The sequence below is a fragment of the Cyanobium sp. BA20m-p-22 genome, assembly GCF_024346275.1.
Taxonomy (GTDB): Bacteria; Cyanobacteriota; Cyanobacteriia; order PCC-6307; family Cyanobiaceae; genus Cyanobium_A.
In genome coordinates, this window is the sequence record NZ_JAGQCQ010000077.1 from 1 (window position 1) to 12,216 (window position 12,216).

A 12,216-nucleotide genomic window follows, 5' to 3' on the forward strand; every position below is an offset into this window, starting at 1 on the left:
AGCCCCATCTCCGCAGCCCAGCAGAGCGCCACCCAGTTCTGATCCGCCGCTGATGGCTGGGTGCTCCAACGGATGCCATCGCTTGAGGTCATTACCCGGTTGCCGCTGCCGCTGCCCGCAACGCAGACGTAGAGCTGCAGCTCCGGTGACCAGCAGATCGCCTGCCAGCTGTTGTCTGCCGCTGAGCGCACGGTTGACCAGAGCACGCCAGTGATTCCCAGCACCGGCGGCGGGTTCAGCAGCTCCGCCAATGACGATGCCGGCAGCTGATAGGTGCCGGCCTGGGGCCCAGCAGGCCTGGTGATCGCCAGCAGGTCGCTTGCTTGAAGCGTCATCAGTTCAGCACTCAGGGCAGAGCTGGAAGGGTGCTCAGGTCCAGCGGCATGTAGTCCCCAGCCGGCTGGGCGGTGGCCATGGCTTCCTTGAGGGCTGCTGCATCGACGGCGGCGCCCTCGGTGCCGGCGGTGAGATCCTCGGCAGCCGCTAGGCGCAGCACGCCTGCAGCGGCGGTGGTTGCGGGCTCGACGCTCAGCAGTGGTTGGGCGGGATCGCTTTCATCAACGCTCAGCGGTGCGGCCACCTGGATGAGGATCACGCCGGCGCCATCGGGGCCCAGGGCGGCGTTGGCACTCCAGTTGCTGCCGTCAAACAGCAGCAGATCCCCCTGGGCGATGTCCTGGCCAGCGATGCCGCTCCAGCTCGCAAGGGCAATGCCGGAGCTGCTGGCCAGGTACACATCCCCGACTGCAGCCCCAGCCGGAGCCTCAGTGGTGGTGGGGTCAATCGCACCTCGGTAGGTGAGGGCACCGGAGATGGCGGCATGGAGGGTGCCATCGTTGTCCACCGACAGGTTGGTGCCGGGTTTGATCGCACCGATCGCAGCCGCAGTGGCCGGGGTGAGCATGAACGCCTTGACCTCCTCCGCAGTGGCCCGGTAAGGCGTGCTGCCGCGCTGCACCAGCAGCAGGTCAGTGGGCTGGGGCAGGGAACGGCCGGCGGTGGTGCGGCTCTCGGTGGTGGTGGCCATGGCGATCAGCAGAGAAAAAGGGTTGGAAGATCAGAGCTCGGGTCAGGGCGGCAGGGGGCTGAGCAGGCGCAGGTCCAGCGCGAGCACCACCACCCCATTGCTGGCGGCAGCACTCACCAGCGGCGCCAGTGCCTGCACTGCGCTGACACCGCCTGCTGGGGGCGGTTCAGGGGTGCCGCCGTCCTGCAGCTGGGCCTGGCCCAGGAAGATCACCCCCTGGGGCCGACTGCTGCTGCGGCACTGGGCCGTCAGCTCGGCCAGCACAGCCGGATCGGGAATGGCCATCGGCGCCAGGGCAGTGCTGCAGAGCTGTTGCCAGCCCCCAGCCAGGAATGCGCTGGCTCGGTTGCAGTTGGCCGTGATCAGAGCAGCGCATCACCCAGCTCCAGGGCCGCGAGATCCGCGGCATCGTTGATGCCCTCGCTGGTGGCTGTAGTGCTGCCGCTGGCCTGGGCCTCCAGTGCCATGGCCTGCTCTACGAGTTCGGCTTTGGTCTGGCTGCTATCGAGCTCCACGCCGTAAACGGTGGAGCAGAACTCGACGATCTGGGCCTTGGTCATGGCCTGGAAGTCGGTTGACTGAGAAGCCAGCAGAGCCTCTCCGTCGCTGATGGTTACTGAGCCGGTGACAGTTGCCGGCTCAACCAGCTCAGGACTGGGCAACTCGGACAGCTCCGCGGTGCTGCTTTCAGCGAGGGCTGCTGGTTCTGCATCAGGCTCCGGCTCCGGTTCAGGGTCAGAGAGTGGTTCTGGTTCTGGCTCGGGCGCTGCTTCTGGCGGCTGCGTGTGCAGCTGCCAGCCCAATGCCTGCCAGCCGGCCAGGTGCACCGGCCAGATTGAGCGGCTCTCGCCGTCCTTGACGATCAGCAGCTGGCTAGGCGGTAGCAGGGATTCATCGCCCACACCCGGATCCGGGGTGACGATCAGCCGCTGCTCCGGGCCCGAGAGATGAACCGGCGTAGAGGCGGGGTTGTTGCCATCAAGGGGCTGCAGCAGTTGCAGGGGCATTGCGGTGTCCATGGCACTCACCTCAAAGCCCCTGGTTGGCGGTCAGCGCTACGCACATCCCTACCGGTGTGCTCGGGGAGATCACAGCGCGGGCTAGGCGCAGGCAGGGCGGCGTGACCAACTCGCTGTCGGCTGGATTCAGCAGCAGGGCAGCCCCGCTGATGCTTGCCTCCACCTTGCCGCCAGCGGCGGGGATAGCGACAGCAGCGGCAGTTATCCAGCTGCCGGCTGTGCCATCAGCCAGCAGCGGCGCTAGCTCCAGCGTCACGGTTACCGCGTCGCTGTGGCCGGGGTGAGAAGCCACCAGCACAAAGGAGCAGGAAGCATCGAGATCGGTGCCGAGGTTGATGACATCGCCGCTGCTGCGGCTGTGTTCGTAGCAGTCGGTAGCCGAATGGTTGATCCAGCCGACGAGCACCGTCTGGGCATCGAGCAGCCGGGTGGCTTGGGTGGTCATTGATGGAACTCCTGTGGGAAAAAATGTGTGGTTCTGGGCAGTCCTCCTGGGTTGGGGCTGGCGCTTAGGGCAGCACCAGCGGCATGGGCGCCACGTTGTAAAGCCGCGCAGCGGCCTTGCGGTTGCAGACGGCAAAGCCCACGTACCAATCCACCCGCGTGCGGAACACCGGTGCGTCATGCACCTCCCCGAAATCACGCACCGCAATGCCATACCTGCCCTCAAACGGACCCTGCAGACCGCAGACCGCCGCATCACCCAGCACGCAGCAATAGATCGAGGTGGTGCCCGCCGGTTCGTCGCAACCGAGGACGGCATGGCCCTCGGCGTCCTCCTCCACCAGCAGGATCTCGATCCCCTCGAAATAGTGGCGGCCGTCGATCACCTCATACAGCTCGCCGCCGGCCTGACGGGAGGCGGTGCTGATCTGGCGGCGGGCGGCCTTACTGGCGATCAGCACCTTGTCGCCGCCGTAGCCGATCACGCTGTCGCTCAATGCCTCAAGCGCCAGCAGGTTGAGCGTGCTGCCGCCGTTGTCGATTGTCTGCTCGTCTCCAGGTGCCAGCCGCTTGCTCAGCCCGTTGAAGGCACGCGGATCAAAGGTGTCATCGCCATTGATGATCGCCGCCTCAAGTGTGAGGCGCATGGAGCGCACCTTCATCTCGGTCTGGGCAGCACGGGCCTCGGGGCCCTGCAGATCAACGATCGAGCGGTCTACATCGAGATCACCACCAAATAGGTGCACAAACTCCGAATCGGAGTTGATCACCCCATAGCTCTGGCGGTAGCCCTCATTCACTGCCCGGAAACCAACGCGGGGCAGCTTGGTTTCAGCCGGGAAGCTCAGTGAGCCACCAACAAGGTTGCGGAAGGGCAGGCGGCGCAGCAGCTCCCCCTCAGCAAAGGTCTTGAGCACCGCCAGCTGTTCAGCGCGGCGGGCATATTTCTGCGCCTCAATCAAGGTCAGGCCCAAGGGCACTCTCCCGGGGCCTTGCCCCAGTGACAACAGCAGCTGTTGCCATGTCGCGTCAGGACGGTCGGTTGGTGGGCAGCTCAGGGCATGGCGTTGGTGGCTGGCGGAGTGTTCGGCAGGCGCTCCGCAGGTTGCCCCGTGATGGCGGGGCGCGGTGGTCGCGTCCTGCTTGCCACACCGCCATGGCCACCATTCCCGTTGCCCCGGCCTGCCCGATCTGCTTGATCTCCTTCCGCCTGGCCGTCAAGGGCAGCACTAAGGCTCGGCACCTGTTCCTTGATGGCGAGGGTCAGATCTGCGCTGCTCCTCACTGGCTGCCGCATGAGCATGCCCTGCTACTGGCCCGCAATCAGCAGCTGATCTGGGGCTCAGCCGCCCAGGTGATCGTGCTCTAGGTAAGCAAGTGCCAGCTGGTTTGGGCTCGCTGGCCCGACCACGCCTGCTCGCTGGTGCCTGGGCCTTACAGCGACTCCAGCCAAGAAAACAGAAGGCGGTGCTTGTTCATGCCCTCGATCGAAGCGGCCGGAACGGCCTTCACATGAGAGTCAGGGTGCTGGGCCAGGACGATATCCACGGCATGGGCCTCATCAAGGGCCTGGACTATCTCGATGCCATCGCCCAATGAGCCAGAGAAGAACAAGGCGTAGTGGATGGGGCCTCCGAGTCAGCACCCTTCCTTGATAGCAATGGATGTGCCGGACGCCAGCACCTGGGTGCGTAATCGGCTGAGGGGCCATTGAGCTGGGGCTGGGCTACGGCGGTGAAATACGCCAAGAGGTGCATGCTCAGACTTGGCCAAGAGCAACGATCGCAGCTGTTGTAGGAGCAGGGTCTGTTTATAGCTGGAAGCAATAGCGTTGACTACTCCAACTCTCGCCTTGTGTATCGGGCTGGACAGGTGGTTTGCAGACCCGAGAACCACAGCTAGCCTTGGCTCACAGCGACTCAAAAGTCATGTGAGAGCTGGAGTTGGTGAGATTATGGAAGGGGCGCCTACCTTGGTTACCGGAAATAGGCAGGACGATCCAAATGGTTCTCGGAACCATCCAATAAAGAGTTCGCTTGCCCACCATTTCTTGAGATTCACGCCTTCTAGGCTTGATGCCCCCCCTGCCCTGGTCTATCAAGGTAAAATCGCGACAATGGGAGCTTCTTAGATGTTTAATCGGAAAAAGGCTGATGAAGTATTCGGAATTTCATCTGACTACAGAAAAATATCCTATGTTGACCGTGGCCAGATTGACACAGTTCTTCAGACATATCTTGGGCGAGATGTTCATATTGCGCTTCGCGGGGAATCAAAATGCGGAAAGTCATGGCTTCGACAAAAGAATGTCTCAAGTGCTTTAGTTGTTCAGTGCAGACTTGGCAAGACAGTATCGGATATATATGTAGACTGTTTGTCACAGCTTCAAATTAGACTTGAGATTGACAAGCAAGACTCGGCAGCACTCAAGGGCAGGGTTACTGCACAGGGTGATATTGGCATCAAGATTCTTACCGCATTGCGACTCGGGATAGAAGTTGAGAATGTGAGCAGCGAAATTATAAAGGACCAACCCGCCGGACACGGCATAAATGATCTAAGATTTATCGCTGAAATCATTAAGAAGTCAGGGCGCAGACTTGTGATAGAAGACTTCCATTATATGAGTTACGAGGAGAGGCGAAAGTTTGCCTTCGAGCTTAAGGCTCTATGGGATTACGGTCTCTTTGTAGTGATCATTGGTGTTTGGAGTCAAAGCAACATGGTTCTGTTCCTCAATCCTGATCTAAGTGGGAGAGTTCATGAGTTAGCCATAACTTGGTCTCACGAAGATCTTGAAAGAGTCCTAGAAAAAGGAGGAGAAGCCTTAAACCTGACATTTACAAGAGAATTCAAAAATCGAATTATCGAACTCGCCTATGGAAACGTTGGAATCTTGCAGAAGCTTACTCTCGAAACCCTAGATCACGCAGGAATTCGTGAATCGCCAAGATCTAACATGGTTTTTAATGATTTGGTCTCACTTGAGGCTGCAGCTCTTTTCTATGCAGAGCAACTGAATCCTCTTTATCAGCAGTTTGCAAGGAGAGTCTCAAGCGGAATCAGGAATCGCAAGGACTCAACTGGCATTTATGCACATGCTATGGCAGTAATCGTTGAGTGTAATGACGAAGGGCTTATGCAAGGCCTAAATCTTGAGACGATCTTTGAATTTGCCAATAGGAGGCAGCCAAGAATACAGAAAGGCAGTCTTAGGTCTGTTCTAGAAAAGATAGAAGGGCTGCAAGTTGACGAAGGGGGCAGAGGCCTGGTGCTAACCTATAATGAAGCAACTGGTGATCTGACAGTTGTTGATAGGCAGTTGCTCTTGTACAGACTGTTTTGTACTGTCAGATGGCCGTGGGAAGATCTAATAGCGGAGGCCGAAGCAAGCGAACAAAGCGCTTCACCTGACCAGCCACCTAGAGATGCTTAAAACACGCTTACGCCTTGCCGGCAGGTGAGCGCTGGCGTCCACATTCAGCTGTAGGCTGAGACGAGAAATAGCGAAACAGCGGCTCATTGGATTCACCAAGTCTTTATGGCGAAGACGGCGCGGGTGCCTGTGCTGTCCATCCACGAGCCGGCAAGGGACATTCCGGTGGGGTTTTGGTAAGGCTTAAGCCAAGTGAAGTTCGTGACTGTGATCGTTTGCTTCGTCTCGGCAATCCAAATAGCTGAAGGTAGCCCGTCAGGCTGAACGGTGACGGTGCAGCCTCCGAGCAGCCGCCACTTGAAACCATTCACAGACTTGCCGCCCGAGAATGGCTGAGAGGATGTCATTTCCCAGCAGCTAGAAGATTCAACAATTTGAGCCTGGACTGCAGAAGTAATGGTGGATAGGTTTGCAACAACAGCTACAGCGAAAAGCAATAGTTTCATGTCGTGGTGTGCGGTAAGTTTCCCCAGTTGTATCCTTGCACTAGGCAGCAGTTCCGTGAATCCCTTGATCAAGCAGGAAGATTATCAGGTGGTTTTTCGTCAGGCATTCTCCCACTATGGCGGCAAATCGGCAGCGTCTACTCCGGTTTCTAGAGCTGACGGTCATACATACCTTTTTCACATGCTTTGCAGGTCTTAAGGCATAGACAGCCAAGTTGTATCCGATCAGCTGAGGGTTGTAGAAAGGAGTCATCTTCTCCAGCGCTTGGCGTGTCTTTCAGAGATTTTGCTGAATGAGTTGCTGGGTGTTATGCAGGCGATGTTTGGAATGTAGTGACCTGGCTAACACGGCCATGTACCTGACCCACCGCCGCGGAATCACTACAGCCATAGGCTCACTCTGATTACAGCTCCTTGAAGGCAGGTGATGACCTGCGGTATCCACCTCTGAGAACGTGTCCCGCGCCGCAGAGGTCGCGGAGCAGGTGATCAGCACCGGTCAGCCGGTGCTGTAGCGGGGCTGGCAAAGGCAGTGGTCAGCACCACTCCCCATGACCACCCCGATGAGCGCCGAGCGATTTAGAGATCGCTTTCGCTACTTCAGCGATCAGCCCCAGCAGCAACGGGGCGTGCAGCAGCTTTTTGAGGCGATCGGCAGCACAGGTCAGGGCAGCGCGATCCTCGATGAGCAGGCGCCCTGGGCGGTGACCTACAGCGAGCAGCCGCCTGAGCCGTCGGCGCCTCCGGCGTCCGCAGCACCGGCCGGGGGGCTCGATCCCCGTGGTTCAGAGGAAGCCGGCATGGCCGGGCCGCAGAAGGCAGCACCAATCCAACCCGGTGATTCCTACCTGCTGGTGAATGACCGCGATCAGGACTTAGAGGCCTATGACCACACCGGCCAGTTCCTCTGGAAGCTCCCCTGCTTGGCTCGGGGGCAGGGGGCGGACACCGACTGGAGCCACACCAACACCGATACCCCGCCTGGTCTTTACAAGCTGGGGCAGCTCTACGCGGACTACGAGCAGAACCCCAATCCACCCTGCTCCGATACCGCCATGGCCTACGGCTGGTACTCCTTTGACCTGGAGGAGCTAGAGGGCCAGGAGGTCAAGGCCGGCAGGGCGGGATCATGCTCCACGGCGGTGGATCAGCCTGCGGCTGGCCTGGGGCCTGGGCAGCGCAGCAGCCCCTGCATCCCACCTTGGGTTGCATCCGCATCCACAACGCCGATCTACGCGACAAGGTGCTGCCCCTCTACCGCCAGGGCACGGTCTATGTGGGGGTGTTTCAGGAAAAAAAGTGACGCCGGGGCCCGTGGACCAGGAGTCCGCGTCCCACGCCAACCTGCAGCACTGGCTCAGCTTCTTCTGCAGCAGCGCCGTCACCGAGGCCAGCCTGGGCGTCCTCAAGCCGCTTAGTGCTGAGGAGGCCTGCGGCTTTCTTGGCTGCATGGTCATCGAGACCGGAGAGCCAGAGCTGGAGAACCTCGATGTAATCGAGGCAGGCAGTGGTGCCGGTCGCGGGGCCATGCAGTACACCGGCGTGCGGCGCAGCGCCTATGACGCCGCCCGCAGCCATGCCATCGCAGAAGGCATCGATCCCAACAGCAACGGCTGGCAGGAGCAGTACTTCGCCGAGGAGTACGCCGGGCTGCATGACTCGCCCGAGGGCTCGCTGATCGGCTGGACCCACGTCTTTGAGGACCGGCCTTCTGGCATGGATCCAGCAGCGGCAGCGGCCTACTGGACCGGTTCGGCTGCAGCGGCTGAGGGTTATTTCAGGCCCGGCACCCCGCATCTAGAGCGGCGCCAGGCAGAAGCCCAACGGGTCTGGGGGTTGCTGCAGAGCGGTGAGCTTGTGCTGCCTCCCGCAGGTGGCTGATCAACCGGCAGGAGGAAAAGGAACCGTGACACCAGAACCAGCACCACGGCCACCCTTCGATCGGGAGCGGTTTGTGTTCAAGATGCTGGCGGTGGTGATCGGCACCCAGCTGCTGATCTATTCGCTCGCCGCTGGGGTCTGCGGCCAGCGGGCGCTCGTAGGCCGGCCTGTCGGTCAGATTTGCCCGGGCACGCTTGAGCAGCTGCAGGGCGGCTTTGATTCCACCCTCAAGCTGCTGCTGGCGCTGCTGGGCGGAGCAGCGTTGACGCGGATGGCACCTCCCTCTTAAGCGCGATCAAGCTCCTGCGCTCACTGCCTAGGAGTGTGTCGCACATTCCCACTGACACAGCATCCCCTCCTCCCGCCCTTTGCTGGGAGTTTTGAGGACTGCTCTCAGCCTCGGGGCTGAGCGGCCCTGTGCGGTGCTCCCTCCCTCCCTACCTCAGGTTGCTACCAGCGCTGCTCTGTGCCGCTTGCCGATGTTGTGGGTGATGGCCATCAGGGTCCATTCCCCGTCGACCTTCTCCAGCCCCCTCAGCAGGAACCGATCCAGGCCCCGTGCCCCTTTGATCTGACCAAAGACCGGTTCGGCGATGATCTTGCGCAGGGCATAGATCGCCTGGCCGGCTTTGGATCGGAGTTTGCGGTCCATCCGGCCCCGTGCATCCAGATCCCGTGGCGCTGGACCACGTGATGGTCGTGGCCGCTTGCCGTGCTCCTGGCGGCTGGTGGAGAGGTAGGCATCCAGCCCGCGCTGCTCGCTCGCCTCGATGCTGCTTGTGCTGCAGTAGCCCGCGTCGGCGATCATGTTCGCGGGCAGCTGGCCGGTGTTGGCCACAATCCGCTCCAGCATGGGAACGAAGTGGTGCTGGTCCGAGGCCTGGTTGCTGACCCCCACCGCCACGATGATCTGGTGGTCACCATCGACCGCTGCCTGGCAGTTGTAGCCCTGGATCCAGCCGTCCCCACCTTTGAGGATGTGGCTGTCGGGGTCCGTGAAATTGCGCTGGGCGTTGGCTTTCGGCTCCCCGACGGCAGTGGTGGGCAGGTTGCGGCTGGGCATCGCCAGAGGATCAACGTCGATCCGTGGGTCCGGGATTGTGAGGTCTGCGGCCTGGGCCTTCTCGATCGCCAGCTTGCGGGCCAGCTCTGCCCGTCCCCGGGCACTGCGGGCCCGGCGCTCCGCCTGCTGCGCCTCTTTGGCAAGGGCTTGAGCAGCAGCTCCACCCTCGGCATCGCTCTTGCCGTTGTCCGCCGCCGCCGTTGCAGCCTCGGCATCGGCAACCTGGGCAGCAGCCTCAGCAGCCTGCTCTTCTGCGGTGCTGGCCTGCTGCTCGCGGCGGCGGGCGTGGTCAGCGGCGGCCTCCGCCTCCAGCTCCGCTCTGGCTTTGCGCAGGGCGTCGAGTCGATCCTGGCGGCGCTGCAGCTCCTTGGGCAGCTCATCGCCACGCTTGCCCTTGCCGTAGCGCGCATCTTCCTGGGCGTCGATCAGCTCGGCCTTGCGCAGCAGCGCTGCGATCTCGGCCTCCAGCTGGGCCTCGGTTTTGAGCATCCGCTCGTGGCTCATGGCCTTGTGTTTGGAGGCATTGGCCTTGACCTTGGTGCCATCGAGGGCGACGTTGCCCAGGCTCACCAGACCCGCCTTCTGACACAGCCGCAGCACCTGCACAAACAATCCCGCCAATGCATCGAGATGCACTAGGCGGAAATCACTGATCCGGCTGTGGTCCGGCTGCTGGTTGCCGGTGAGCACTCGGAAGGCCGCATCCTCCCAGCAGGCCCGCTCGATCCGCCGGGAGGAGGGGATGCCGACGCAGTAGGCGTACAAGAGCAGCACCACCATCATCCGCGGCTCATAGGCCTTGACCCCGCGGGGATCTCTGGCCTCGTAGACCGCATAGATCGCTGAGAGATCCAGCTCGGCGGCCATGTCCAGCAGGAAGAACACCAAGTGATTCGCCGGCAGCCACTCCACCGGCGAGGGCGGCAGCAGCAGCGTCTGCTCCGGGTTCCAGGGACGGAAGGTTTTGGGCTTTCTCATGGCCAATTCTATCGCCCAAACCCATTGCTGTCACTGGGATCTGGGCAGATTGGAGGGCGTCTGTGGAGAAGCTGGCCGCAGATCTATGCGCAACAGCCTCCTAGTGGGTCACCGCCTGAGCGAGGAGGAACGGCAGCGAATACTGCTGACCTGCAACCAACCGGAGTACGCCGCGCTGCCGCCAGGGCAGATCGTGCCGGCACTGTCCGATCAAAAGCTCTTTATTGGCTCAGAGAGCAGCTTCTATCGGGTGCTGCACCAGGCGGGTCAGTGCCACCGCCGCGGGCGGGCCCGGCTGCCGCAGGAGCCGCGCTCGGTGCCGCGCCTCAGAGCGGATGGCCCGAACCAGGTTTGGAGCTGGGACATCAGCTTCCTGCCGACCACGGTGCGGGGTGTGTGGCTCTACCTCTACCTGGTGGTCGATGTCTGGAGCCGCAAAGTGGTGGCCTGGGATGTGGCCGAGGTGGAGTCGGCTCAGATCGCAGCGGATCTGGTGCAGCGGGCCTGCCTCAAGGAGCGCTACCACCGCCCCAGCGGCTTTGGCAGCCACCAGTGCCAGCAGCAGCCCCTAATACTCCACGCCGACAACGGCAATGCCATGCGTGGGGCCACGCTGGAATCACGGCTGGAGGAGATGGGCGTGCTCAGATCCTTTTCCCGGCCAAGGGTCTCCAACGACAACCCGTACTCGGAATCCCTGTTCCGTACGGTCAAATACCGGCCTGATTACCCGAGCCGGCCCTTTGCCAGCAAGGACGAGGCCTGTGAATGGGCGTGTGCATTTGTGGATTGGTACAACCACCGGCACCACCACAGCGCGATCAAATTCGTGACGCCCCACCAGCGTCATAGCGGTACCGCTAACGCAATCTGCAAGCAGCGAGCCGAGGTCTACGAGAAGGCCCGCCGTGCCAATCCAACGCGCTGGAGCGGTGCCATCCGCTGCTGGAGTCAGCCGGCAGAAGTGTGGATAAACAAGCCACCGGAAGAGCACGAACTGGTCCCGGAGTTACCATTTATTCAGGCCGCCTAAATGGCAGCCAAGGAGTGACAACTTTCCTGAAAGTCACCGGGCCCAGACCTCACCCGCGCCGGCTTGATCCGCAGCATCGAAGCCATGGGCAGTGTAGATCTGGGGGGCTACCGCGTCAGCTTCAGCCCCCAACGTCGCCAGGGGAGTGATTTTGTGGAGCTCACCTTCTCGATGGGTCGCGATGGAGCCTTCATCCACTGATGCCAGCCCTACCTTCCTCCCCTGTTGGTTTAAACGAATCGTTGCTCCGGGGGGGAGTGTTCCTCATCTATCTGGCCTTCGTAGTGCTCACCGCTGGAGCCCTTGTTCTGGCGCGCTGGGTAAAGGCCCGTGGCAGCCTCAAGCTGCAGCCCGGCCTGCTCAGTCCGCTTGGTTCGCTGTACACCCTCACCACTGCATTTCTGCTTTCCAATGTGATCTTCCAGTTCACCATCTTGCGCACGGCCCTCACCGAGGAGGTGGTCACGATCAACAAACTCGGCGCAGTGATGTCCGTGCTGCCGGTGGAACAGCGCATCGAGGCCCGGCGGCTGCTCTACGACTACGCCGAGTCGGTTGCCCATAATGAACCCCAGGCCATGCTTCTAGGCCAGCGCAGCGAGATCACCCAGGAACGTATTGACCGCCTGAGGGATTTTCTAGCCAGCCCCGATGCCAGCCTCCCCGAGGGGGGGGTGGTCACCCCGGAATCCGCCAGCTACTTGGAAAGGGCCAGCGACTTCAGCTTCGACCTCATCGATGCCAGGGAGCGGCGCCTCTCGCTGGCCCGGCAGACTCTCCCGGCGCGGCTCTGGCTGGCCATTGCCGTCATGTATTTCGCCCTGGCCCTGTTGGCCTTTCTGGTGCAGGGGGGAGCGTGGACCACCACCTGGGTCGCCACGATTCTCCT

General features: G+C 61.5%; 16 protein-coding genes. 8 read left to right on the top strand and 8 right to left on the bottom strand.

Annotation, left to right across the window (positions count from 1 at the left end; translation table 11 throughout):
• The 6 genes from KBZ15_RS08535 to KBZ15_RS08560 form a co-directional block, all read right to left on the bottom strand.
• A partial coding sequence (locus KBZ15_RS08535) for a hypothetical protein (protein ID WP_255014769.1) occupies positions 1-335 on the bottom strand: 335 nt, incomplete at its 3' end.
• An 11-nt stretch (positions 336-346) separates the two neighbouring features.
• Entirely contained in the window at positions 347-1,027 is a 681-nt protein-coding gene (locus tag KBZ15_RS08540) for a hypothetical protein (RefSeq protein ID WP_255014770.1), read from the bottom strand.
• Positions 1,028-1,069: 42 nt separating this feature from the next.
• Positions 1,070-1,312, bottom strand: a complete 243-nt coding sequence (locus KBZ15_RS08545) for a hypothetical protein (RefSeq protein WP_255014771.1) — start codon at positions 1,310-1,312, stop codon at positions 1,070-1,072.
• 77 nt (positions 1,313-1,389) lie between these two features.
• Positions 1,390-2,046: a hypothetical protein gene (locus KBZ15_RS08550; protein ID WP_255014772.1), complete on the bottom strand. Its 657-nt coding sequence runs from the start codon at positions 2,044-2,046 to the stop codon at positions 1,390-1,392.
• 10 nt (positions 2,047-2,056) lie between these two features.
• A complete protein-coding gene (locus KBZ15_RS08555; RefSeq protein ID WP_254932038.1) occupies positions 2,057-2,491 on the bottom strand; it encodes a hypothetical protein in 435 nt (144 codons plus the stop codon).
• Positions 2,492-2,555: 64 nt separating this feature from the next.
• Positions 2,556-3,452 (bottom strand): major capsid protein, encoded by an 897-nt coding sequence (locus KBZ15_RS08560; protein WP_255014773.1) that lies wholly within the window; start codon positions 3,450-3,452, stop codon positions 2,556-2,558.
• 194 nt (positions 3,453-3,646) lie between these two features.
• On the opposite strand from KBZ15_RS08560, the gene KBZ15_RS08565 reads away from it, so the two are divergent.
• From KBZ15_RS08565 to KBZ15_RS08575, 3 genes are all read left to right on the top strand, one after another.
• Complete coding sequence (locus KBZ15_RS08565) at positions 3,647-3,859, top strand: hypothetical protein (RefSeq protein WP_255014774.1); 213 nt, start codon at positions 3,647-3,649, stop codon at positions 3,857-3,859.
• A 20-nt stretch (positions 3,860-3,879) separates the two neighbouring features.
• Positions 3,880-4,089: a hypothetical protein gene (locus KBZ15_RS08570; protein WP_255014775.1), complete on the top strand. Its 210-nt coding sequence runs from the start codon at positions 3,880-3,882 to the stop codon at positions 4,087-4,089.
• A gap of 532 nt (positions 4,090-4,621) precedes the next feature.
• The gene (locus tag KBZ15_RS08575) at positions 4,622-5,926 is read left to right on the top strand and encodes a hypothetical protein (RefSeq protein ID WP_255014776.1); all 1,305 of its coding nucleotides are present in this window, start codon (positions 4,622-4,624) and stop codon (positions 5,924-5,926) included.
• Positions 5,927-6,018: 92 nt separating this feature from the next.
• Here the strand turns inward: KBZ15_RS08575 and KBZ15_RS08580 are convergent, their stop codons facing one another.
• Entirely contained in the window at positions 6,019-6,444 is a 426-nt protein-coding gene (locus KBZ15_RS08580; protein ID WP_255014777.1) for a hypothetical protein, read from the bottom strand.
• A gap of 479 nt (positions 6,445-6,923) precedes the next feature.
• Between KBZ15_RS08580 and KBZ15_RS08585 the strand changes: the two genes are divergently transcribed.
• From KBZ15_RS08585 to KBZ15_RS08595, 3 genes are read left to right on the top strand one after another with little or no spacing between them, the layout of a single operon-like run.
• Positions 6,924-7,790, top strand: coding sequence for a hypothetical protein (locus KBZ15_RS08585; protein ID WP_255014778.1), 867 nt, complete (start codon positions 6,924-6,926; stop codon positions 7,788-7,790).
• Positions 7,791-7,821: 31 nt separating this feature from the next.
• Positions 7,822-8,253, top strand: a complete 432-nt coding sequence (locus KBZ15_RS08590; RefSeq protein ID WP_255014779.1) for a hypothetical protein — start codon at positions 7,822-7,824, stop codon at positions 8,251-8,253.
• A gap of 25 nt (positions 8,254-8,278) precedes the next feature.
• Positions 8,279-8,542, top strand: coding sequence for a hypothetical protein (locus KBZ15_RS08595; RefSeq protein ID WP_255014780.1), 264 nt, complete (start codon positions 8,279-8,281; stop codon positions 8,540-8,542).
• Between the two features lie 153 nt (positions 8,543-8,695).
• On the opposite strand, the gene KBZ15_RS08600 is transcribed toward KBZ15_RS08595, so the two are convergent.
• Positions 8,696-10,294: a transposase gene (locus KBZ15_RS08600; protein ID WP_255014781.1), complete on the bottom strand. Its 1,599-nt coding sequence runs from the start codon at positions 10,292-10,294 to the stop codon at positions 8,696-8,698.
• 85 nt (positions 10,295-10,379) lie between these two features.
• Here KBZ15_RS08600 and KBZ15_RS08605 point away from each other — a divergent pair, with 85 nt between their 5' ends.
• Positions 10,380-11,327 (top strand): IS3 family transposase, encoded by a 948-nt coding sequence (locus KBZ15_RS08605; RefSeq protein WP_255014782.1) that lies wholly within the window; start codon positions 10,380-10,382, stop codon positions 11,325-11,327.
• A 257-nt stretch (positions 11,328-11,584) separates the two neighbouring features.
• A partial coding sequence (locus KBZ15_RS08610; protein WP_255014783.1) for a DUF4239 domain-containing protein occupies positions 11,585-12,216 on the top strand: 632 nt, incomplete at its 3' end.